Origin of the sequence: Branchiibius hedensis, assembly GCF_900108585.1 — a bacterium.
Taxonomy (GTDB): Bacteria; Actinomycetota; Actinomycetes; order Actinomycetales; family Dermatophilaceae; genus Branchiibius; species Branchiibius hedensis.
The window spans coordinates 2,985,576-3,007,180 of sequence record NZ_UESZ01000001.1 but is presented as its reverse complement, the minus strand read 5'-3'; the positions used below and the strand labels follow the sequence as shown (position 1 = coordinate 3,007,180).

Below are 21,605 nucleotides of genomic sequence, written 5' to 3'. Positions count from 1 at the left end.
CATGCAGGTGGACTTCTTCACGGACGCAACGGACTTCCTGGCGGTCGCGGGTGACTACCTGGCCGCGGACCCGGTGCGGCTGAGTGTGCTGGCCACGAACGCCGAGCGAGGCGCCATGCTCCCGCCCGAGCCGGTGGACTGGCCACGGTGGTACGCCGTGGTGCGAGATGGTGCCTCGATCGTCGGGGTCGCGATGCGGACACATCCGGCGGGTGAGCACTCGGTGTGGTTGGGCGGACAGCCGCAGGCCGCTGTCAGTGCGCTCGTGGCCGCCCTCCTCGCGCGAGGTGAGACCGCCTTGGCGGCGAACGGTGAGTTGCCTGCTGTGCAACAGTTCGCCGATGCGATGGCCAGCGCAATCGGGGCAGTGGCCGTGCAGGACGTGCCGACGCGGCTGTGGGAGTTGACCACCGTGAAGTGGCCGCAGCAACCGGCGGGGTCGCTGCGGGAAGCAACCACTGATGACGTCGATCGGCTGTTGCCGCTGCTGGCCGGGTTCATGGCGCAAGCGGCCGAGCAAGCCGCGCGGCCGCTGCATCCGGGAGAGACCTTCGTGGCCACTGCGCAGGAGGTGCGGGAGCAGCTGCAGGTGGGCCGGCGCTATCTGCTCTGGGAGGTCGACGGCCAGATCGTGCACCTCACCGGGATCAACGTGCCCGCCTTCGGGTCCGCTCGCATCGGTCCGGTGCTGACGCCAAAACCGTTCCGGGGCAAGGGGTACGCCGCGTGGGTGGTCGCGACCGCCGGCCAACAGATCCTCGACGCGGGGCTGCGGGCCTGCCTCTACACCGACGTCACGAACCCGGTCTCCAACGGTGTGTACGCCCGGATCGGATTCGAAGCGCTCGCCGACTCTGCGGAGTATTCGCTGGTCACGACGCCATAGGCTCGGGCCATGGGCAACGAGGTCTACGTCATCACCGGCGGCACGCGCGGCATCGGCGCTGCCACGGCACGGCAACTGGCGCGAGTGCAGGGTCGGACTCTGATCCTCGCCTACCGCTCCGATGCCGACGCCGCGGACCGGATCGTCGCCGAACTGGACGCACCCGGCTCGCCCGTGATCGCCGTACAGTGCGATGTCGCCGACCCTGCCGCGATCGAGACACTGTTTCAGACCGTCGACGAGTACGGCGACCTGGCCGCTGTTGTGAACAGCGCCGGGATCGTGGGCCGGCAGAGCTCCTTCGTCGACATTGACGCGGATCGCTGGCGGAACATGCTGCAGGTCAACGTCATTGGTACGGCACTGTGCTGTCGGGAGGCGGTCCGGCGGATGCGCGAACGGCCGGTCGGCGCCCGGGCGATCGTCAACATCTCCTCCAAAGCCTCGGTGCTGGGCTCGCCGAACGAGTACGTCGACTACGCCGCGAGCAAGGGTGCGGTCGATTCGCTGACCCGTGGCTTGGCGTTGGAGGTTGCTGCCGAAGGGATCCGGGTCAACTCGATCCGGGCCGGGATTATCGACACCGAGATCCACATCCTCGGTGGCGAACCGCGGCGCGCCGACCGGGTCGGGCCGATGCAACCGATGGGCCGGGCCGGAACCGCTCAGGAGGTCGCCGACGCCGTGACGTGGCTGCTGTCGGACCGGGCGTCGTACGTCACCGGCACCTTCATCGACGTCTCCGGGGGTAGGTAGGACCAGCAACGGGAGGTAGCCTCACGACACGTGAGCGAGAACGTGGTGAACGCCGCTGCTGCGGGAGACTTCGAACTGGCCGGGCGCCCGGTCAACCGGATCGGTTTCGGGGCGATGCAACTGCCCGGGCCCGGTGTCTTCGGGCCGCCCAAGAACAAGGACGCCGCGATCGCCGTCCTGCGGCGAGCGGTCGAGCTCGGGGTCAATCACATCGACACCGCTCAGTTCTACGGCCCGGACGTCTCCAACGAGTTGATTCGCGAGGCGCTGCACCCCTACTCCGAGGACCTGTCCATCGTGACCAAGGTCGGTGCCCGCCGCGACGGTGAAGGCAACTGGGTCCCGGCGCAGACCCCGCAGGAACTCCGGGACGACGTCGAGGCCAACCTGCGCACGCTGGGGCTCGAGCAGATCGCCGCCGTGAACCTGCGCCGGATGGATGAGCACGAGGGCCACGACGTGGTGCCCATCGAGGACCAGTTGTCTGAGCTGGCCGCGCTGCGCGACGAGGGCAAGATCGGCGGCATCGGGGTCTCGACCGTTGACCTGGACACGGTCAACCTGGCCATCGCCGAAGCCGAAATCACCTGCGTCCAGAACGCGTTCAGCCTGGTCGACCAGTCCGATGCGCCCGTCCTCGAGCGCTGCGCCGCCGCCGGCATCGCCTACGTGCCCTACTTTCCGTTGGGTTCTGCCTTCCCGAACATGCCCAAGGTCGTCGACGATGCGCGGGTCCAGGAGATTGCCGCGGCCCATGGAGTCTCACCGGCGCAGATCGGCCTGGCGTGGCTGCTGGCCCGCTCGCCGAACATCTTGTTGATCCCGGGCACGTCGTCGGTGGCGCACCTGGAGGAGAACCTTGCGGTGGGTGCGATCACCCTCACGAAGGAGCAGTTGAGCGTTCTCGCCGGGTAGGGAGCGCGGCGTGCCATGACCGGAAATCGCTGCCCGGTCCGTCACAGTGGGAGCCGTGGACGGACGGGTGAAGGCCAGGGCAGCGGCTGCGTGGTTGTTCATGGCGCTCCGCGTCTGCCTGGTGGTGCTGTTGGCGGCAGCCTTGTTTGTGATCGTTCCCGTGCGCGGCGACGGCTTCGCCACGGACTGGCAGTGGTTGCTGATCTTCGTGGCGGCGATGTCGCAGCTCATCGCGATGGCCGTCTGGGTGATCCGGCACGCCCGATACGCCGTCGTGCGCTCGATGGAAGCGTTGCTGGTGATCATCGCTGTCTTCCTGGTCTTCTTCGCCCGGCTGTATCTGTCCGGGTCGGAGGCCGATCCGAGCGCGTTCTCCGTCCGCCTGGACCACGTGTCCGCGGTCTACTTCACCGTCGCGACCTTCACCACGGTCGGATACGGCGACATCACCCCACGCACCGACGCCATGCGATTGGCCGTCACGATCCAGATGCTGTTGAACCTGATCCTGCTCAGCGGTGTCGCGCGGTTGATCTTCACGGCCGCTCGTCGTCGGCCGGCCGCCTCGCACGCGGAGGTCAAAAGCCCGTCAACGTGACCGGTGTGTCCGGCGGCCCTTCATCGCGGAGTCGCACCAGCAGCGTCGGGAGTGATCGCGGGCTGAACGTCGCTGTGCTGCGGGCAATTTCGTCGGGCGACCACCACCGCACCTCGTGGACGTGCTCGGCGCGGAGCTGATCCTCGCTGAACCCCGGTCGTGGTTCGAAATGCGGCACGCGCAGCAGATGGATGTGGTCGACCTGGCCGTCCCATTGGCCCATCGGGAAGTGGGCGGTCTTCGTCCACAGTTCGGGGCCGAGCTCGGCGAGTTCCAATCCCACTTCTTCACGCAGCTCTCGTTGGAGCGCCTGCAGCGCAGACTCGCCGGGTTCGATGCCCCCACCGGGATACGCCCAGAACTCGGTGACGCCCCCAGGGTTGTCCCAGCGGAAACGCAACAACAACACGTTGTCGTCCTCGTCGAGGATCAGTGCCCGGACGCTGTGCCGCATCCGGGGTTCGGCGAGCCGGGGAAGCAGCTTCCGGGCCAGCGGGGCGAGGCGGTCACCCAGGGCGTCCGCCTCGGCCAGCGTGAACCACCGTGCTTCGGCGATCTCCGCGGCCGCCGTCACCGGCTGATCAAGGTGCAGCCGGAAGACCTGGGAGTGCAGCACGTGGCCCGGTTCGTTGGCCGTGTCCGTGGTGAAGTCGCCGACCGGGTCGAGCGCTGCTTCCGGTACGTCGATCTGCAGCTCCTCCTGCAACTCCCGTCGCAGCGCGGCGACTGCCGTCTCTCCGGGTTCCGGCTTGCCGCCGGGCTGCATGAACACCTGCGAGGTTCGCTTACGCACCAACAGGATCCGGCCTTGCGGGTCCGTCGTCAGAGCAGCTACCACGCGGATGATGGGAGCAGGCTGATTCACAGACACCAGGCAACGGTAACGGGCTCAGGCCAACGCGGCAGCCAGCTGTTCGTCGGTCAGCTGCCGATCGGCGTACACCAACCTGATGGCCTGCGGATCGGGGTTACCCGCGTCCGGCGCCCGGTGTTGCAGCGACAGACCGACCTTGCGCGCGACGTTCGCCGATGCGGTTTTGTGCTCCAGCAGGTCAGCAGAGACTCCGTCTGCGCAGGTTCGGTGTGTCGAAGGCTGGGGAAGTGCTGCCAGACAAGGGGATCGGAGTAGATGGTGAACAGCTCCGGGAGATCCGCCGCGACAGGTTCGGCCAACTGCAGTCGGTCTGTCATCGTCACAGGACGGTCCTAGGCGGGCGCGGCGACGGGCTTCATCGCGGTGCGGCTCAGCAGCCGGGTGGTGATGGTCGCCGCGATCGCACTGCACGCCATGATCGCCGCGAGGACCAGCACCTGGAACCGGCCGGCCTCCAACGGTGACAGACCGCCGAAGATCGCTCCGACGAAAGCCCCTGGGAGAGTTACCAGTCCGGTGGTCCGCGTCTGGTCGATCGAGGGTACGAGGGCGTGGTAGGCGGCGGTGCGGGCGACGTGCAGGTTGGCCTGGGACGGCCGTGCGCCGATTGCGAGCCAGCCCTCGATCTGGTCCCACTGGTCGATAGAGGACTGCCGGAACGAACGGCCGGCCAACGTCGTACACGTCATCGAGTTGCCGATGACGATCCCGGCGATGGCCAGGGCGTACCGAGGAGTCGCATCCAATGCACCGGTCACGAAGACCACGGTCAAGGCGACCAGGACCCCACTCAGCATCGCGGTGCCAGCGACCGGGATCTGGTGCGGACCGCCGAGGCGGCCGGCCGCAGTCCAGATCGCGATGCCGGCCATGACGGCCAACGCGAGAGCAACACCCCACCACGACGTGATCAGCCCACCGAGGACCACCGCGAGGATCGCCAGTTGCACGACCCCGCGGGCAATAGCCAGCACCGGTGCGAGCGGATGCGGCAACCGGTTGGCCCAGAAGACGGCGGCGCTGATCGCGGCCAGGATCGCAACGGCGACCAGCGAGGCGACCAGGTGTTCGGCGTGCGGCACAGTGCGGTCAGTCCCGCGTGCCGACGGCCAGCCAGGCCACCACGTGGTGCGGCCCGGGCGACGTCGGCAGCAACTGTGCGCAGCGTCGCCGCAGCGACTCGCGTTGCGCTGGGTCCAAGGTCAGCAGGTACGCCCCGGCCGGGCCGACGCCCAATTCGTAGGGCTGCCACCAGGATTCGAAGCTGTCGAAGGACAGGTCCACGGCCAGTTCGGTGTCGATGACCGAGTTGAGTCCGGCATGACGCAGCAGCGACGCCAGCTCGCCGGCACTCGTGCCGAGTTGCCCCGACTCGTCCGGGACGTTGTCGAACAGCTCGTTGGCCGCTTGCCAGAAGATCGACAGCGGGGATCGGCCGCCACCGAAATCCCACACCGACGCCGCGACCCGACCACCGGGCCGCGTCACCCGGCACATCTGCGCGATGCCGCCATCGGCATCGGTCATGAACTGCACCACCAGTTGGGCGATGACCAGGTCGAAGTCGCCGTCGGCGAACGGCAGCGATTCGGCGGACGCCAACCGCACGTCGGTGTCGGGCAGGCGCTCCCGTAGCGCAGCCACGAACGGCGGCGACGGATCGACCGCGGCCACGGCGTCTGCGCCGAGGAGGTCGGCGAGACGGTGGACCACTGCGCCGCTCCCGGCGCCGACGTCCAGCGCGCGTTGGCCGGGGGTCGGCACGAGAAAGGCCAGGAGCTGGTCAGCCAGCGGATCGGCGTACCGGCCCATGAACGCCTGGTAGGCGTCCGCGGCCACCTCGAAGGTCACGCATCCAGCATGGCCGAAGTCTGCACGCCGCGCACCCGGCGGCCGGCACGCAGCGGCAGCCACACACCCAGGGCCACCAGCGCCATCGCCAGCGGCACGTGCAGCGCAGTCAGACCGTCGTCACCGTTGTCGGTGATCTGGCCACCCAGGTGCGCCTCGCCGGCGACGGCGAGCACCAACACGATGCTGCCGATCCAGAGCGGGCGGTCACTGCGCAGCCGCAGCGTCACCCACGCCGCGGCGGCGAGCGAGCACAGCAACGTGGCCCACGCCCCGAGGTCGTGCACGTGGACCCAGGAGTCGGAGCGAGGGTCCGTGGACAAGAAGAGCCCGGCCCACAGGCCCTGGAGCACGATGAGCAGGGCGGTCAGTCCGAGCAGGGTGGTGGCAATCAGCCAGTCGCGTTTCGTGGTCACCCAGCAACCGTGCGGTTCGCCCTCGACGCCTGGCAACGAATCCGGGCCAGATGTAGACCGATCTCCGATGGGGTCGATCGCCACCTATGACCCAGGTCGTAGGGGCCCTCCGACGCAAGTACGCCGCGACAGGCCCGGTCTGCCGGTTACGGTCAGAGGGTGAGCAGTGAGAGCCCTGTCGCGACGGCCGCGCACCGGCTGGGCACGCTGTCGCCATCGGCCCGCGACGGGTTGCTCGCGCTCGGGTGCTTGCTCATCGGCCTGCCCGAGGTGATCGCGCACGGTGGCTGGAACCTCAAGGTTGTGGTCGCGCTCGTGGCCATGAGCGCACCCGTCCTGGTCCAGAGCCGTTATCCCGTAGCGGTTTTCGCGGTGCTATCGGTCTTCGCTGCGGTGCAGTGGTGGCTCGACGTGCGCGTGCTCAGCGACGTGTCGTTGCTGGTGGTGCTCACGACGTTGGTCGTGCGGCGTATCACATGGGCCGTCGTTGCTGCGGTCGTCATCCTCGAGGTCGGCGTGATCCTCGCCGTGCTGAAGTGGTCGAAGCACTCGTTGCTGCTCGGCATCCTGCTCAACATCGCGATCCTCGCCGCGGTGCTGCTGGGGGTCTACCTGCGGGAACGCTCAGCGCATCTGGCCCAACTCACCCAGCGGGCCGAGCAACTCGAACGAGCCCGGATCGCCCGTGACATGCACGATGTGGTCGGGCACCACCTGGCGGTGATGATCGCGCTCGCCGACGGTGCCCAGGTCGCCATCGAGCACGGCCAGCGGCCGGAGGAGGCGCTGCGCCAGCTGTCGGCTACCGGACGCCAGGCGCTGGCCGAGACCCGTTCTCTCGTCACGGTGTTCGCCTCTTCCACCGCCGATGTCCCGGCCGGTCTGGAGCAGATCGCGGCCCCGATCCGACTGGCCGGTGTACCGGTGCGGGTCCACGTCGACGGGCCGGCCGCGCCCGGCCCCGGTGACGTCGATGAGGTGGTGCGGCGCGTCGTACAGGAAGCACTGACCAACACCCTCAAACACGCGCAACGTCCGGCGAGCGTCGAGGTCACCGTCACGTACGCCGAGCCACAGGTCACCGTCGACGTCACCGACCGCGGCGCCCGGCGCCCGCTGTCGCACCCGGCCGGTCGTGGCATCTCCGGAATGGCCGAACGGGTTGCCGCACAGGGCGGTAGGTTCACGGCTGGACCACATGACGATGGTTGGCGGGTGCACGCCACGCTGCCCGTGAGCACACGATGATCCGGCTGCTGCTGGCGGACGACCAGCCCTTGTTGCGTCTGGGCTACCGGATGGTGCTCGACGCTGAGCCGGACCTGACGGTCGTTGCCGAGGCAGGCACGGGCCGCGAAGCGTTGGTGGAGGTGCGCCGGCACAACCCCGATGTGGTGCTGATGGACGTGCGGATGCCGGAGATGGATGGCATCGCGGCGACCGCCGAGATCACCCGAACGGCACCGCAGACCAAGGTCATCATCCTGACGACGTTCCAACTCGATGAGTACGTGTTCGCCGGATTACGCAGTGGCGCAGCGGGTTTCCTGCTGAAGGATGTGGAGCCGCCGGCCTTGGTCGCGGCCATCCGGGCGGTCGCCGGCGGAGAGGCCGCTCTCTCGCCGCAGGTCACCCGCACCATGCTCGACGCCGTCGCGGATGCGTTGCCCGATCCGCGCACCGAAGCGGAGCGCCGCCGGATCACCCAGGCGTTGACTGCCCGGGAACTCGAAGTGTTGGGACTTGTCGCGTCGGGTATGACCAACCCCGAGATTGCGGCGCACCTGTTCCTGTCCGAGGGCACGGTGAAGGTGCACATCGGTCGCATCCTGGCCAAGCTGGAACTGCGCGACCGCGTCCAGATCGTCATCCTGGCCTACCGTGCGGGTCTGATTGGTTGAGTACGACCAGGGTCGTAGCCCGCAGCGGGCAGGTTCGGCCCGCTGGCTGATGTGCTGCGACCGGTCAGCCGCCTACTGTCCGTGAGGTGTCCGGCCCCTTGATCAAAGTTCCGACGATCGATCGCGACTTCTGGATCCTCAAGTTGCTCACCACGGCAGGTGGTGAGGCGCTGTCGGACTACCTGGCCGGTCGCAGTGTCGTCCTCGCCGGTGTCGTCGGAGTGCTTCTGCTGGTGCTCGGGGGAGCGCTTCAACTTCGCACCCGCAGCTACCAACCCGTGCCGTACTGGCTCTTCGCCGCCGCGATCGCGGTCTTCGGGACGATGCTGGCCGACGGAATGCACGTCGTCCTCGGGGTGCCCTACCCGGTCACGTCCACCGTCTACGCCGCCGCGCTGGCACTGGTCTTCCTGTTGTGGCACCGCGCGACCGGCACCATCGACATCCACACCGTGACCGCGGGACGGCCCGAGGTGTACTACTGGTGCGCCGTCGGTGCCGCTTTCGCACTGGGTACGGCGCTGGGTGACTTCGCCGCCTTCAGCCTCGGCCTGGGCTACCTGGCGTCCGCGGTGCTGTTCGGAGTGCTGTTCGCGGCGACCCTTCTGCTGCACCACCGCGCGCGGTGGGGTGTGACGGTGACCTTTTGGTCGGCGTACGTGCTGACCCGCCCGTTCGGTGCCTCGGTCGCCGACTATCTGGGCAAGCCGGCCGGTCACGGCGGTGGTCGCGGCTGGGGTGACGGCCTGGTCGCACTCGGTTTGTTCGCAGCTTTCACCCTCATGCTGATCCGGGTCGCGAACCGGTACGAGGGCGTGGCCCATCTGGTGAGTTCGAGCGATGAAAGCGTGTGATGACCGACCTGAGCTATCCCCAGGCGCTGGTGATGGGTGCCATCCAGGGCGTCGCCGAACTCTTCCCCGTCTCCAGCCTGGCCACTCGATCCTGGTGCCGGCGTGGATCGGCGGCAGTTGGTCGGATCTGGTGACCCAACAGTCAGCACGCGGCCACACGCCGTACCTCGCCTTCATCGTGGCGCTGCACGTCGCGACGGCACTGGCACTGATCGTCTTCTACCGCAAGGACTGGGTCGCGATCCTGGCCGGCGTCGGCGATCTGGCCCGCGAGCGCCGACTGACCACGCCCCGGTCCCGGTTGGCGTGGTGGCTGATCCTCGGCACGATCCCGGTGTGCCTCATCGGGCTGGCACTGGACAAGTCGTTACGAGTGGTGTTCGCCAAACCGCTGTACGCCGCAATCTTCCTGACCCTCAACGGTTTTCTGCTGCTCGCGGCGGAATTGCTGACCCGCAGGGCACGGGGCCGCGGTCTGGCGCTGCGCGACCTTGGCTGGGTCAATGCCACCATCATCGGCGCCTCACAGGCGATCGCCCTGTTGCCCGGCTTCTCCCGATCGGGCGCCACCATCTCGACCGGGCTGTTGCGCGGACTCGATCACGAGAAGGCGACCCGGTTTGCCTTCCTGCTGGCCACGCCGGTGATTCTGGCGGCCGGTGTCCTGAAGATCCCGGAGCTCTTCGGCCCCGAGGGCCAGGGCATCGGCGGGCAGATCCTCGCGGGTTCGATCGTCGCGTTTGTGTGCGCGTACTTGTCCACGAGGTTCCTGACCCGCTACTTCCACACCCGCACGCTCTACCCCTTCGTCGTGTACTGCCTGATCGCCGGGGGTATCAGCATCCTGCGGTTCGCCTGACGCCACAGCAGGCGCACAGTTCGTTACAAGGACGGCCCCTGCGGAGCTGGTCAGGCTGTGCGTTGTGAGCAGTGACGTGATGCCCGATCAGCGGGTGCGCCACGCCGTCCAGCATCCCGCGGTCGGGTCGGGGCGGGTGGCTGCGCAGGTCAGCCTCGCGCTCGCGTGGCTGGTCATGCTCGGCGTCACCGCGTTGTGGGTCAGCGGTGGCGGCATCCAGGAGGCGGGGTCGTCGGCGACCGGCTTCTTCACCAGCCTCGGCCGACTGACCGGGCTGCTCGCCTCAGCGGCTCTGCTGATCCAACTGGTGATGATGAGCCGCGTGCCCTGGCTCGAACAGGCCTGGGGTCAGGACGAACTCGCCCGTGGTCACCGCCTGGTGGGGTTGACCAGTTTCACCGGGATGCTCGTGCACATCGTCTTGATCACCATCGGGTACGCCGCGGCGCAGCCCGCGCAGGTGTGGTCGACTGCCGTGGATCTCACCCTCAACTACCCGGGCATGCTGCTCGCCGTCGCAGGCACTGTCGCGCTGTGCCTGGTCGTCTTCACCTCGATCCGCGCTGCCCGGCGACGGCTGCGGTACGAGTCGTGGCATCTGATCCACCTCTACGGCTATCTCGGTGCCGGTCTGGTGTTGCCGCACCAGCTATGGAGCGGGCAGGACTTCCTGACCTCGCCGGTCGCGACGGTGTTCTGGTGGGGGTTGTGGGCACTCACTGCCGCGCTGTTCCTGGTCTTCCGGGTGGTGGTGCCGCTGTGGCGGTCGTGCCGGGCCTCGCTTCGCGTGCTCGCGGTCTACCCCGACGGGCCCGGCATCGTCAGCGTGGTCGTTGGTGGTCGTGGTGTGCGGCAACTGCGGGCCCGGGGAGGTCAGTTCTTCCAGTGGCGGTTCCTGGATGGTCCGGGTTGGACCCGCGCCAACCCGTTCTCTCTGTCGGCCGCACCCCGACCTGATTCAATGCGGTTCACTGCCGCGGTGGTGGGGGACGGCACCGCGCGATTGGCGACGCTGCGACCCGGCACGAAGGTGCTGATCGAGGGTCCGTACGGCCGGATGCACCCCGGTGCCCGGACTCGTCGCGACACCCTGCTCATCGGCGCCGGCGTCGGGATCACTCCGTTGCGGGCGCTGCTGGAGGCGCTACCCCACGACGGGGGTGCCGTCACGATCGTGCAGCGCGCCCGCTCGGAGCCCGAAGCGGTGCTGGCGAGCGAGATCAACCAACTAGCCCGGTCTCGCGGAGCCCAGCACTACTTGCTCCTGGGCCACCGGATTCCGGGTCGCGACAGTTGGCAACCCGCCTCGCACGCAGCCTGGTCCGACGTCGACGCGCTGCGGGCGCTGTGCCCGGACATTGCCGAGCGCGACGTCTTCGTCTGCGGGCCGGGTGCGTGGACCGATGCGGTGTTGCGCGCTCTGCGCCGGGCCGGTGTGCCTGCAGCGCAGGTGCACTGCGAAAGGTTCGAGATCTGATGCGCCGAATCACCTTCTGGCTGATGGGCACTGTGACCATCCTGGTGTTGCTGTTCAGCTACCGCACATCGACCGTGGGCGCCCAAGCCGTCGCCCCGCAGACGTCGGTGACCCAGGCGGCCGCACCCTCGAGTCCTGGTACCAGCGCGAGCGGCACCTCGCCGTCCGGCGGTGCCACCTCGTCCGAGACGGCGACGTCGGCGTCTTCGTCGGGTACCTACACCGGTGACGTTGCCCAAACCCGTTGGGGGCCGGTGCAAGTCGCGATCACCGTGGCCAGCGGCAAGATCACCGCGGTCGACGTTGTGCAGTACCCCAACGGCAACGGTCGCGATGAGGAGATCAACGCCCAGGCGCTGCCGATCCTGAAGCAGGAGACGATCTCGGCGCAGAGCGCGCAGATCGACACGGTCTCCGGTGCGACCGTCACCTCGGACGGTTACCTCAGCAGCCTTCAGTCGGCGATCGACAAGGCCGGTCTGGGGTGAACCCACCGCGGGTCTGGGTCGAGCAGATCATGGGCTTGCCCATCTCCCTGCACGTGCGGACCGAGCAAGGGCCCCGGCCGGATCTCGAGGAGGCCGTCGGCACGATGTTCGCCACGCTGCGGCGCTTTGATCAGGTGTTCAGCACCTACCGGGCCGACAGCGACCTGATCCGGGTACGCCGCGGTGAACTGGATCTGCGCGAAGCGCACCCCTGGCTGGTGCGAGCCCACGACCTCACCGACGAGGCGGTCGCAGCGACCGGTGGTCTCTTCGCGACGGAACTCACCGGCCCGGACGGCAGCCGCGGCTGGGATCCCACCGGATTGGTGAAGGGATGGGCTCTCGAGCGGGCGGTCGATGCGTTGCGGGAGGTTCCCTCGGTCAGCTTCTGCTGCAACGGTGGTGGCGATGTCGTGTGCGGGTTGGGTGCGCGCAGCGAGCACCTGCGCGCCCCGTGGCGGGTCGGCCTGCAGGATCCGCATGACGTCGGCAGCGTCGCGGGCGTCGTCGAGGTGGAGACCGCTGCGGTGGCGACTTCCGGCAACAGTGCGCGAGGTCGGCACATCGTCGATCCGCGCACCGGTTCGTTCGTGGACCGCCCCGGCAGTGCCACGGTGAGTGGGCCGTCGTTGATGTGGGCCGACATCTGGGCGACTGCGTGTTTCATCGACCCCACTGCACTCCAGCGGGCGGTGCGGGACGGCGGGCGGCGATGGTCGGCGTACCGGAGCCTGGAACTGCCCTGAGCGGGCTCCCAGGTTTCATTAAGGTAGGGCCATGCCAGCCGGTCTTTCCGTTGCCGACATCCTCGTGGGCGTTGTGCCTCTCCTGGCCGCGATGGTCACGGTCGGGATCTTCCGCTGGCGGCGCAAGGACGAGATCTTCACCGACGTCACGCCCGGGCTCACCCCTGGCATCGGGGCCTCGGATCGCACCGAGCGGGTACGTCGAGGGGTTGAGTACGCCGGGCCCGTCGCCGTCCGCTTCAACGCCCCCGACAACTCCACCCCGGCACTGTCCGGGACGGTCATCGACGGGATCGTGCACGGCCGGGACCTGACCGCGACGCTGGTCGATCTGGCGTTGCGCGGCATCGTCACGCTGGAGAAGGAGACCAACCTCAAGGGCAAGGACGACTGGCGGATCACCCGCACCGGGGTCGGGCAGGACACGATGGCCGAGCATGAGCGGGTGCTGTTGGACGCGCTGCTGGCAGGTCGCAGCAGTGTGCTCCTCGGGTCGCTGCGGCAGGCCGACGTCGCCCAGCGCTGGCGCAAAGCGGAGATCGCCGTCTACCGGGCGGTGGTCGATCGCGGCTGGTATCGCAAGCATCCGCGCGCACGCAACGGCCTGCTCAGCTTCCTCGGTGTGCTGCTCATTCTGATCGGGTGCGGTGCCGGCCTGGTGTCGGCTGTCGCCGAAAACCATTGGCAGTGGCTGCCATTGGGGATCGGCTTCGGCGTGGGTGGCGTCCTGCTCATCTGGCGAGGCCGTGGCCGGACGCCGCGGACCGCCCTGGGATCAGCGGCCCGCATCCAGGCGCTGGGCTACGAGGAGTACCTCAAGACCGCTGAGGCCGGCCAACTCAAACACGAGGAACTGGCCGGCGAGATCCGCTCGATGCTGCCGTATGCCGTCGCCTTCGGTGTGGCGCCGCACGTGGCGCAGGTGCTGGGCGATGCGTTGCGCTCGGCACGGATCGCGGAGGGCTCCGAGGCGGCGCTCGGGATGGCGCTGGATGCGGCCGCCGACCCCGGAATCTTCTATCTGATGGACGGATTGGTCGATCTGGTGGGCTCCGTCGACTTCTCGGCGTTGGCCGATGTCGACCCGGGTGATGCCCTGTCCGGGTTGCTCGATGGCTTCGACGGTTTGGGTGACGCGCTGTCCAGCCTCGGCGACGGCATCGGTGACCTGGTCCCGGGCGACGGTTGTCTCGATGGGTGCGACGGCTGCGACCTCAGCTTCTGATTCAGACCACGAGACGCTGCTGCCAGTCCGCCGGTAGATCCAGCGGTCCCCAGTCGGCGGGCGGCTCCCAGGTCGGCCAATCGGATTCGACCGGGACCCCGTCCTTCTCGACGAGTGCCTTGACGCGCGCGAAGTTGGCGCGGATCTGCACGGCCTCGGCCTCGGTGAAGCGGCCGTCGAGCACTTCCTGCTCGAAGAGTTCGACGTCCTTCTCCGCCACGGTCCCATCCGGGCTGATCACCAGGTCGAGTTCTTGGTCGGAGCCGTCGATGCCGCCCTCGAACCGTTCGATCGGTCGGATCACGTCGATGTACCAGCACTCGAACTCCCGGTCCGGCCCATTCCAGAAGACCGTGGTCTGCCAGGGCTCGCCGGTCTTCACGATCGTCAGCGCACCGTGACCGGTCCAGCGGTCGTGACCCCTTGCCTTCCAGGGGTGTTCGCCCAACGGGTGTGGCTCAGGGAAGCCCATCTGGGCTCCGGGTGGGATGTAGGTGACCAGGCGGTCGCCGGTGTCCTGCACGACGTACTCGCTGGTCACCAGCCACACGACGCCGTGATGGATCTCCCGGGTCAGGATGACGTCGCCGAACTGCCACCGGGTCCCTGTGTATCGCTGCACGCCTGCGACGTTACGAGACGGCCTTCGTGACCAGTGCAGTGAGGGCCTTCTCCACCGTCGGTGTCCACTCCAGCAGCGCATACGTGGTGGGCCACAAGTCACCGTCGTCGAGCTTCGCAGCATCCTCGAATCCCACGGTGGCGTAACGCGTCTTGAACTTCGCCGCATCTTTGAAGAAGAGCACGATCTTTCCCTCGGCGTTGGTGTAGGCGGGCATGCCGTACCACGTCTTGCAATCCAGATCGGGCGCCACCGAAGTCACCAGCACGTGCAAGCGTTCGGCCAACTCGCGGTCGGCTGGCTGGAGCTCGGCGATCTTGTCGAGCACCTGCTGCAGGCCGTCGGCCTTCTTGGCGCCCTTCTTGCCCTCGGCGCGCAGTTCGGCCGCGCGTTCCTTCATCGCCGCGCGCTCTTGCGCGCTGAATCCCTCGCTCATCGTCTCAGTTCCCTTCGTGGTCAGGCTTGTTGGATGCGCAGCAGGTTGCCGGCCGGGTCGCGGACTGCTGCATCTCGCACGCCCCAGAATTGGTCGGTCGGCTCCTGGACGACCTCTGCACCGGGTGCGGCCGCGAGGCGGTCGAAGAGTTCGGCCAGATCGTCGGTGCGGAACTGCACAGGGCTCAACTCACCCTTGGCCAACAGGGTGGCCAGGGCCTCGCCGTCCTCCTTCGAGCGACCGGCCTGCGGTTCGGACAGGACGATCTGCAGCGTCGGGTCGTCGGGGGAGGCGAGGGTGATCCAGTGGAAGCCGCCGTTCTCGACCTCGTTCTGTACGTCCAGCCCGAGCGCATCCCGGTAGAACGTGGTCGCGGCGGCGGTGTCGTCGACGTAGATGTGGACCAGGGCCAAGGAAGTGCTCATGGCCGCAACGCTAGAGCGTCGCCGGCTGCGGCGCTTCTTCGAAACTGCTCGATCGCGAGCGGGGCGTCTTGCGGGGCCGGGTCAGGATCCGCGCTTCGCACGGCGGCACCGCACGCAACCCGTCGTGATCGCTTTCGCGGTAACCGGACGGGGTCTGCCCGACGATCTGGGCGAATTTCGCCGAGAACGATCCGAGACTGGTGCACCCCACCATGAAGCAGACGTCGGTGACGCTCAGATTTCCCTGTCGCAGCAGGGCTTTGGCCCGTTCGATGCGGCGGGTCATCAGATACGAATAGGAAGTCTCGGCGTACGCCTCTTTGAACCGTCGGCTGAAGTGGGCAGGCGACATCAGGGCCGTCCGGGCCAATTGAGGTACGTCGAGTGGCTGGCGAAACTCGCGATCCATCCGGTCCCGGGCGCGCCGGAGCCGCTTGAGTTCGTCGAGGTCCACTCCCATCGGGCCATTCTGGCCGATCGACGCCGGTCAGGGCCGCCACGCGGAATGTTGCGCTGTGATTGCGGGTAGGCGGTGCTGTCGGCAGAATCTCGGAATGACGACTGCGACGCCGGCTGGTGCGGATGCCCCGAAGAAGGGCGCGATCACCGTCGCGTCGGCCACGGCCATCGGGGTCGGCGGCATGATGGGCGCCGGCCTCTACACCCTGGTCGGTCTGGCAGCGACCACAGCAGGGGTCTGGATCCCGGTGGCCTTCCTGGTCGGTGGGTTCGTGTCCCTGTTCAGCGTCTACTCCTACGCCAAGCTCGGTGCGAAGTTCCCCAGCCGCGGCGGTGCGGCGGCGTTCCTCATCCGATGCTTCGGCGACGGACTGATCGCCGGCGGGTTGAACATCTTCCAGTTCCTGGGCTGGATCATCGCCATGGCGCTGTACGCCGCCGGTTTCGCCGGATACGCCCGGGATCTGCTGCCGTTCGACACCCCAGATTGGTCGGGCAAGGTCATCGGTGTGGCGCTGGTGGTCGTGCTGGTCGGGGTCAACATGATCGGTTCCAAACTCGTCGGCCGCTCCGAGTTGTTCGTCATCGGCATCGAGTTGGCGATCATCGCGATCTTCGTGGTGGCGTCCTTCTTCAAGGCGGACCCGGACCGCTTCCACCAAGTCGGCGGCGACGGCGTGATCGGGATCCTGTTCGCGGCCGGTCTGCTGTATGTCACCTACGAAGGCTTCGGAGTCGTCACCAACTCCGCCGGTGACATGAAGAACCCGGCCAAGGAACTGCCGCGGGCGATGTACCAGGCGCTGGCCATTGTCATCGTGGTCTACGTCCTGGTCAGCGCACTGATCGTGATGTTGCTGCCGTTGTCCGGGATCGTGGAGAACCAGGGACACGTCTTCGCCGAGGCCGGCCGGGCGGCCCTTGGCCACGTCGGCTTCGTCGTCATCGGAGCCGCCGCGTTGCTGGCGACTGCCTCCGGTGTCAACGCCACCCTCTTCGGCGACGCCAACCTGGCGTTCACCGTGGCGAAAGAGGGCGAGATGCCCGAGGACTTCGCCCGAGGGGTGTGGCACAGCGGCACCTGGGGTCTGTTGATCGCCGGCGGCCTGACCTGCGCCTTCGTGGTCTTCTTCCCGTTGTCCGCGGTCGGTCAGATGGCCAGCCTGGCGTTCCTGATCGTCTACGGCACCGTGAGCCTTGGCCATCTGCGGCTGGCCGATCAGACCGGTGCCAAACGGTGGCTGCTGTGGCTCGCGGTGATCTTGAACCTGGCGTTGTTCTGTTTGCTGCTGGGCTACGCCATCCATACCGGCCCCGCGAGCACCTGGATCACCTTGCTGGTCGTGCTGGTGTTCAGTTTCGTGGCCGAATACGTCTACCGGCGCATCACCGGCCGCCACCTGACGCTGCACCCGCCGCGCTTCTAGCCAGAACTGCCCGACGACCCGGCCACGATTGGCACGGGATTGCGCGACCCGGCCACGATTGGCACGGGATTGCGCGAGATCGCCCCTCAACCCAGCAATCGCGTGCCGTCCGGCCGAACGACTCGCAAACCCGTGCCAACTGCGGTAGCGCTGTTATCCACACCAGCGTCTGACGTCCGTCGCGTTATCCACCGCGTCGGCAAGCGGTGTGGCGACGGGCGTCCGGAGGCGACACCGTGGTGGCATGTCTGAGCTCATCTCTGCCGATCTGTTCGAGGGTCCGTTCACGACACAGCAGGCGCTCACAGCCGGCATCACCTACGCAATGCTGCGCAGCGCGAAGTTCGAAGCGGTCTTCCCCGGCCGAGGTGTATGGTCTCGAGCCCGCGTGCCGCGCGACCTGAGGTTCTGGCTCGAAGCCGACCGGCTCATCCTCCCCCAGGATGCTGCGCTCAGTCACACGACAGGACTGCTCGCCTATGGCGTGCCGTTGTCCGCAGTCGGGCCTCGCCATTGGTCGACCGCGACCACCGTGCGCACCGCCATGCCGCTCTCGTTGCACCGCGTAGTTGACCTGGGGCCGGTACGTCGAGTGCGGGGTTTCCGGGTCGTGGATCCGTCGCGCTGCCTGCAGGGCGCCGCGCCGAGTCTTTGCCTGTTGGACATCATCCGCATCGGCGATTGGCTGCTCACCAAGAAGCTGATTACGCGTCCTGAGTTGCGAGCTTCCAGCAAGGTTGCGGGCGCGGCCCGGGTGCGTCAAGCAGAGTGCTGGATGCGGGTGGGCTCGGAGTCGTTTCGCGAAACCAGCGTCCGTACGATCCTGCGCTTGGCCGGGCTGCCTAACCCCCAGGTAAACCCGAACATCGTTGACGCGCAGGGTAATTTCGTGGCGCGCGGCGACCTGCCCTATCCGCAGTGGAAGGTGCTCGTGGAGTACGACGGTTGGCATCACGAGCGGTCTGCAAGCCAGCGGCAGGAGGACATCGAGCGTCGCGAAAAGTTGGACAGATTGGGGTGGCGCAGCGTTGTCCTCACATCGCGGGACCACGATGATCCGCCCGCGCTGGTCAACCGGGTGTGGACCATGTTGAAGCTGCAGGGTTACCGCGGACCGGCTCCACTGTTCGACCACGAGAGGTGGGCCAGGCTCACGGAAGTGCCGCGAAAGTCTGGCTCTCGGGTGTCTGGATCACGCACGTCCGCGCCGAGTTCTGACACGGGATTGTCCATTCAAGCTGCGACTGGCACGCGATTGCGCGATACCGCGTGAATCTGCGCGATCTCCTGCCAACCGCCCTTGGAGACAGCAATCCCGTGTCACTCGCCGAGTGCGAACCCCGTGCCACTTGTCAGCAGCTGTAGGTTCTCGCGATTCCTGACAGTTTCGCGAGGCTCTGACCAGCGCACCGACATCTCGGGTGTCACCGTTCCGTCTCAGCAAAATGTCATCATCCGCAGCAGAGCTTTCTGTCGAGGTCGCAGCGGCAGGCTCTGTGGAGCGCGTCTGCATCAGGCGGAAACTTCGTCGACTCCGAGTTCCCTGAGGAGGGCTCGCACTCTTCGTTTGATGTCGTCGCGGATGGGCCGGACGGCTGCGACGCCTTGCCCGGCTGGGTCATCGAGTGTCCAGTCCAGGTATTGCTTCCCGGGGAAGATCGGGCAGGTGTCGCCGCAGCCCATCGTGATCACCACGTCGGATGCTTGCACGGCTTCGGGGGTGAGGATCTTCGGGCTCTCGGCCGAGATATCGATGTCGTCTTCGAGCATCGCCTCGCGAACTGCTGGGTTGATCGAGTCAGCGGGGGCTGATCCGGCGGAGCGGACTTCGACTGCGCCACCGGACAGGTGGTGGGTGTAGGCGGCTCCCATTTGGGATCGTCCGGCGTTGTGCACGCAGACGAAAAGCACGGACGGGCGCTCGGTGGCTTCGGTCATTCGCGGACTCCTCGGTCATTGCGTAGGTCAGAGGATCTGACGCAGCAGGGTGGTGACGCGGGCTTGGATGTCGTCACGGATTTCACGGACAACCTCGATGGGCTGGTCGGCTGGGTCAGCGACGTCCCAATCTTCGTACCGTTTGCCGGGGAAGACGGGGCAGGTGTCGCCACAGCCCATGGTGATGATGACGTCAGCGGCCTGCATGACGCTGTCGGTCAGTGGTTTGGGATAGGCGGTCCCGAGCGCGATCCCTCGCTCACGCAGGGCCTCAACGACGACGGGATTGATCTCCCCAGAAGGTGCTGACCCGGCAGAGCGGACGTGCACTTTCCGTGCTGACAGGTGCTCGGCCAGCGCGGCAGCCATCTGCGAGCGTCCGGCGTTGTGAACACACACGAACAGAACTTCGGGCACCTTCTTGGCGACGCGGCCTTCGGCTTGGGCGGTGGCCATCAGTTGCTCACGGGCCTGCCGGGCGACAAGCACGGGCAGGAAAGTATGGACGGTGGAGCGAGGGGCGAGTAGGTCCCACGCCTTGTTGACGGCGTCGTCGATGGTGTCCTCGTCGAAGACGCCGGCATAGGAGTAGTTCATGTCGTCAATGAGTTGTGGAACGACGGTTTCGCGGTCAGGTAGATGCATGAGGGCTCCCGTTTTGAGGTCAAACAGGTTGACGGGTCGAGGTGGTGAGGTGTCGCAGAGCGTCGGGGCCGTACGGTTCCTCGGCGAGCATCGGGATGATTGCTGTGCGTCGGGCGAGTTCGGTGATGCGTTCAAGTTGTTGGTGTTCGGCGGCAGCGCGTGCCCGCAGCAGCGGGGATGTCGGTCTGGCCGCGGCGAGGGACGCGTTGACGACCCACGCCCACGGATGGATTCCGGCTCGTTGGAGGTCGTCTTGCAGCTCGGTAGCTTCGAGGACGGGGGTGGTGTCCGGCAGCGTCACGATGATGACCTTGGTCAGGTCAGGGTCGCGGAGCCGCATCAGCGGTGTCGTGTAGGTACCGGTTTCGCCCATGCTGCGTGCAATGTCGCGGTGGTAAGACCCGGTAGCGTCCATGAGCAGCAACGTGTGACCGGTTGGGGCCGTATCCATGACGACGAACTGGCGGCGGGCCCGGTTGACCAGGTGAGAGAACTGCCCGAAGACTGCGACTTCTTCGGTGCAGGGTGACAGCAGGTCTTCGACCAGGCGTGCTCGACCGGCCTCGTCGAGCTGGTTGCCTTTGCTGGCCAACACCTTGTCCCGGTACTCCTGGGTCGCGACGTGTGGGTCAATGCGGGACACCGTGAGGTTGCCGACGACCTCGTGATCAAGCACTTCGTCAAGGTGCGCCGCGGGGTCGGTGGTGGTGAGGTGGACGGTGTGCCCGCGATCAGTAAGAGCGATTGCGATGGCCGCAGCGACGGTGGTCTTCCCGACGCCGCCTTTGCCCATGCACATGATCAGGCCGTGGTCGGTCGTGGCGATTTCGTCGATCAGAGTGGCGAGCGAGCCCAGATCGACCGGCTGCTCGTCTTCGATGCCATCCACGACCTCGGCAGCATCCGTGCGGAGCAGCGCGCGTACCGCGTCGATACCGACGACAGTGCGTGCGCGCAGTGGCACCGTGGTCAGCGGCAATCGGCGTAGTGCCTCGGGCATCGCTGCGATTGCGCGGTGCTCACGTTCGCGGACGGCGTCGGCCAAGGCGTCGGCCTCACCCACGTCGCCTGCGGGAAGGAGGGCGTTGATGACGAGGTGTTGCTCGGTGATCCCGATCGTCGCTAGTTCGGTGCTGGTGCGGGCTGCCTCACGCAGAGTGGACTGTTGGGCACGGGCGACCAGCACGAGCCGGGTTTGAGCGGGGTTGGCGAGCCTACGGACAGCGTCGGCGTACACGGCGCGGGTGCGGTCCAGCCCGGCCATCGGTCCGAGGCACGACGCATCACCCTTCCCGGCATCCAGGAATGAGGTCCACTCACCCGGCAGTTGCAGCAACCGGATGGTGTGGCCGGTGGGTGCGGTGTCGAATACGACGTGGTCGTACCCGGCGATCCGTTCGTCATCGGCGAGGTAGGTGGTGAACTCGTTGAACGAGGCGATCTCGGTGGTGCACGACCCTGACAACTGTTCGGTGATCGAGTCCAGGGCGGTTTGAGGCAACACGTCGCGGACCGGGGCGATGATCTTCTCCCGGTAGGCCTCAGCAGCCTCGTTGGGGTCGATCTCCAGCGCGTCCAGGCCGGGTGCCTGAGGCACCGCTGTGATCTGGTCACCGACGGTGAGGCCGAAGACCTGACCGACGTTGGACGCTGGGTCGGTCGACACGAGCAACACCCGCCGGCCCTGGTCCGCCAAGGTGACAGCGGTGGCGCAGGCCAAAGACGTTTTACCGACACCGCCCTTGCCGGTGAAGAACACGAACCTGGGCAGCTCGGTCAGGTATGGAAACGAGGTCATCAGGCGGGT

26 protein-coding genes are annotated in these 21,605 nt (G+C 67.2%); 15 read left to right on the top strand and 11 right to left on the bottom strand.

Going from position 1 to position 21,605, the window contains the following annotated elements; all coding sequences use genetic code 11:
* The first annotated feature begins 1 nt into the window (after window position 1).
* From DR843_RS14580 to DR843_RS14565, 4 genes are read left to right on the top strand one after another with little or no spacing between them, the layout of a single operon-like run.
* The gene (locus tag DR843_RS14580) at window positions 2-886 is read left to right on the top strand and encodes a GNAT family N-acetyltransferase (protein WP_109686954.1); all 885 of its coding nucleotides are present in this window, start codon (window positions 2-4) and stop codon (window positions 884-886) included.
* A 9-nt stretch (window positions 887-895) separates the two neighbouring features.
* Window positions 896-1,642 carry an SDR family oxidoreductase gene (locus DR843_RS14575; RefSeq protein WP_109686952.1) on the top strand — a complete coding sequence of 249 codons (747 nt, stop codon included), beginning with the start codon at window positions 896-898 and terminating at the stop codon, window positions 1,640-1,642.
* 30 nt (window positions 1,643-1,672) lie between these two features.
* Window positions 1,673-2,557, top strand: a complete 885-nt coding sequence (locus DR843_RS14570) for an aldo/keto reductase (protein WP_281268864.1) — start codon at window positions 1,673-1,675, stop codon at window positions 2,555-2,557.
* 55 nt (window positions 2,558-2,612) lie between these two features.
* Entirely contained in the window at window positions 2,613-3,155 is a 543-nt protein-coding gene (locus DR843_RS14565; protein ID WP_109686950.1) for a potassium channel family protein, read from the top strand.
* On the opposite strand, the gene DR843_RS20605 is transcribed toward DR843_RS14565, so the two are convergent.
* The 4 genes from DR843_RS20605 to DR843_RS14535 form a co-directional block, all read right to left on the bottom strand.
* Window positions 3,136-4,026, bottom strand: coding sequence for an NUDIX domain-containing protein (locus tag DR843_RS20605; protein WP_245934139.1), 891 nt, complete (start codon window positions 4,024-4,026; stop codon window positions 3,136-3,138). The two genes, DR843_RS14565 and DR843_RS20605, sit on opposite strands and share 20 nt — an antisense overlap.
* A gap of 335 nt (window positions 4,027-4,361) precedes the next feature.
* Window positions 4,362-5,111: an ABC transporter permease gene (locus DR843_RS14545; RefSeq protein ID WP_109686948.1), complete on the bottom strand. Its 750-nt coding sequence runs from the start codon at window positions 5,109-5,111 to the stop codon at window positions 4,362-4,364.
* Between the two features lie 7 nt (window positions 5,112-5,118).
* Entirely contained in the window at window positions 5,119-5,880 is a 762-nt protein-coding gene (locus DR843_RS14540) for a class I SAM-dependent methyltransferase (RefSeq protein WP_109686946.1), read from the bottom strand.
* Window positions 5,877-6,296, bottom strand: coding sequence for a hypothetical protein (locus tag DR843_RS14535; protein WP_109686944.1), 420 nt, complete (start codon window positions 6,294-6,296; stop codon window positions 5,877-5,879). The genes DR843_RS14540 and DR843_RS14535 overlap by 4 nt, the downstream gene beginning before the upstream one ends.
* Before the next feature lie 159 nt (window positions 6,297-6,455).
* Here DR843_RS14535 and DR843_RS14530 point away from each other — a divergent pair, with 159 nt between their 5' ends.
* The 9 genes from DR843_RS14530 (at window position 6,456) to DR843_RS14495 (ending at window position 13,846) form a co-directional block, all read left to right on the top strand.
* Window positions 6,456-7,544 carry a sensor histidine kinase gene (locus DR843_RS14530; RefSeq protein WP_109686942.1) on the top strand — a complete coding sequence of 363 codons (1,089 nt, stop codon included), beginning with the start codon at window positions 6,456-6,458 and terminating at the stop codon, window positions 7,542-7,544.
* Complete coding sequence (locus DR843_RS14525) at window positions 7,541-8,197, top strand: response regulator (RefSeq protein WP_109686941.1); 657 nt, start codon at window positions 7,541-7,543, stop codon at window positions 8,195-8,197. Before DR843_RS14530 ends, DR843_RS14525 begins: the two co-directional genes overlap by 4 nt.
* An 86-nt stretch (window positions 8,198-8,283) precedes the next feature.
* Window positions 8,284-9,051, top strand: a complete 768-nt coding sequence (locus DR843_RS14520; RefSeq protein ID WP_109686939.1) for a COG4705 family protein — start codon at window positions 8,284-8,286, stop codon at window positions 9,049-9,051.
* Window positions 9,051-9,185, top strand: coding sequence for a hypothetical protein (locus DR843_RS20800; protein WP_281268862.1), 135 nt, complete (start codon window positions 9,051-9,053; stop codon window positions 9,183-9,185). Before DR843_RS14520 ends, DR843_RS20800 begins: the two co-directional genes overlap by 1 nt.
* Window positions 9,182-9,910 carry an undecaprenyl-diphosphate phosphatase gene (locus tag DR843_RS14515; protein ID WP_245934138.1) on the top strand — a complete coding sequence of 243 codons (729 nt, stop codon included), beginning with the start codon at window positions 9,182-9,184 and terminating at the stop codon, window positions 9,908-9,910. The genes DR843_RS20800 and DR843_RS14515 overlap by 4 nt, the downstream gene beginning before the upstream one ends.
* A 64-nt stretch (window positions 9,911-9,974) precedes the next feature.
* Complete coding sequence (locus DR843_RS14510; protein ID WP_245934137.1) at window positions 9,975-11,387, top strand: ferredoxin reductase family protein; 1,413 nt, start codon at window positions 9,975-9,977, stop codon at window positions 11,385-11,387.
* Window positions 11,387-11,875 carry an FMN-binding protein gene (locus DR843_RS14505; RefSeq protein WP_109686937.1) on the top strand — a complete coding sequence of 163 codons (489 nt, stop codon included), beginning with the start codon at window positions 11,387-11,389 and terminating at the stop codon, window positions 11,873-11,875. The genes DR843_RS14510 and DR843_RS14505 overlap by 1 nt, the downstream gene beginning before the upstream one ends.
* Window positions 11,872-12,621 (top strand): FAD:protein FMN transferase, encoded by a 750-nt coding sequence (locus tag DR843_RS14500; RefSeq protein ID WP_109686935.1) that lies wholly within the window; start codon window positions 11,872-11,874, stop codon window positions 12,619-12,621. The genes DR843_RS14505 and DR843_RS14500 overlap by 4 nt, the downstream gene beginning before the upstream one ends.
* A 31-nt stretch (window positions 12,622-12,652) precedes the next feature.
* Window positions 12,653-13,846 carry a DUF2207 domain-containing protein gene (locus tag DR843_RS14495; RefSeq protein WP_109686933.1) on the top strand — a complete coding sequence of 398 codons (1,194 nt, stop codon included), beginning with the start codon at window positions 12,653-12,655 and terminating at the stop codon, window positions 13,844-13,846.
* Window position 13,847: 1 nt separating this feature from the next.
* Here DR843_RS14495 and DR843_RS14490 read toward each other — a convergent pair whose 3' ends face one another.
* From DR843_RS14490 to DR843_RS14475, 4 genes are read right to left on the bottom strand one after another with little or no spacing between them, the layout of a single operon-like run.
* Window positions 13,848-14,468 (bottom strand): ribonuclease FAU-1 family protein, encoded by a 621-nt coding sequence (locus tag DR843_RS14490; protein ID WP_170119880.1) that lies wholly within the window; start codon window positions 14,466-14,468, stop codon window positions 13,848-13,850.
* 10 nt (window positions 14,469-14,478) lie between these two features.
* Window positions 14,479-14,904 (bottom strand): iron chaperone, encoded by a 426-nt coding sequence (locus tag DR843_RS14485; RefSeq protein ID WP_109686931.1) that lies wholly within the window; start codon window positions 14,902-14,904, stop codon window positions 14,479-14,481.
* Window positions 14,905-14,924: 20 nt separating this feature from the next.
* Window positions 14,925-15,329, bottom strand: a complete 405-nt coding sequence (locus tag DR843_RS14480; protein ID WP_109686929.1) for a VOC family protein — start codon at window positions 15,327-15,329, stop codon at window positions 14,925-14,927.
* 10 nt (window positions 15,330-15,339) lie between these two features.
* A complete protein-coding gene (locus DR843_RS14475) occupies window positions 15,340-15,789 on the bottom strand; it encodes a helix-turn-helix transcriptional regulator (protein WP_109686927.1) in 450 nt (149 codons plus the stop codon).
* Window positions 15,790-15,883: 94 nt separating this feature from the next.
* Between DR843_RS14475 and DR843_RS14470 the strand changes: the two genes are divergently transcribed.
* Window positions 15,884-17,215, top strand: a complete 1,332-nt coding sequence (locus DR843_RS14470) for an APC family permease (protein ID WP_109686925.1) — start codon at window positions 15,884-15,886, stop codon at window positions 17,213-17,215.
* A 244-nt stretch (window positions 17,216-17,459) separates the two neighbouring features.
* On the top strand, window positions 17,460-18,488 hold the full coding sequence (locus DR843_RS14465) for a hypothetical protein (RefSeq protein WP_109686923.1): 1,029 nt from the start codon (window positions 17,460-17,462) through the stop codon (window positions 18,486-18,488).
* A 239-nt stretch (window positions 18,489-18,727) separates the two neighbouring features.
* On the opposite strand, the gene DR843_RS14460 is transcribed toward DR843_RS14465, so the two are convergent.
* From DR843_RS14460 to arsA, 3 genes are read right to left on the bottom strand one after another with little or no spacing between them, the layout of a single operon-like run.
* A complete protein-coding gene (locus tag DR843_RS14460) occupies window positions 18,728-19,153 on the bottom strand; it encodes an arsenate reductase ArsC (RefSeq protein ID WP_109686921.1) in 426 nt (141 codons plus the stop codon).
* Between the two features lie 27 nt (window positions 19,154-19,180).
* Window positions 19,181-19,798 (bottom strand): arsenate reductase ArsC, encoded by a 618-nt coding sequence (locus DR843_RS14455; protein WP_109686919.1) that lies wholly within the window; start codon window positions 19,796-19,798, stop codon window positions 19,181-19,183.
* 19 nt (window positions 19,799-19,817) lie between these two features.
* Window positions 19,818-21,596, bottom strand: a complete 1,779-nt coding sequence (gene arsA / locus DR843_RS14450; protein ID WP_109686917.1) for an arsenical pump-driving ATPase — start codon at window positions 21,594-21,596, stop codon at window positions 19,818-19,820.
* Window positions 21,597-21,605: the final 9 nt, after the last annotated feature.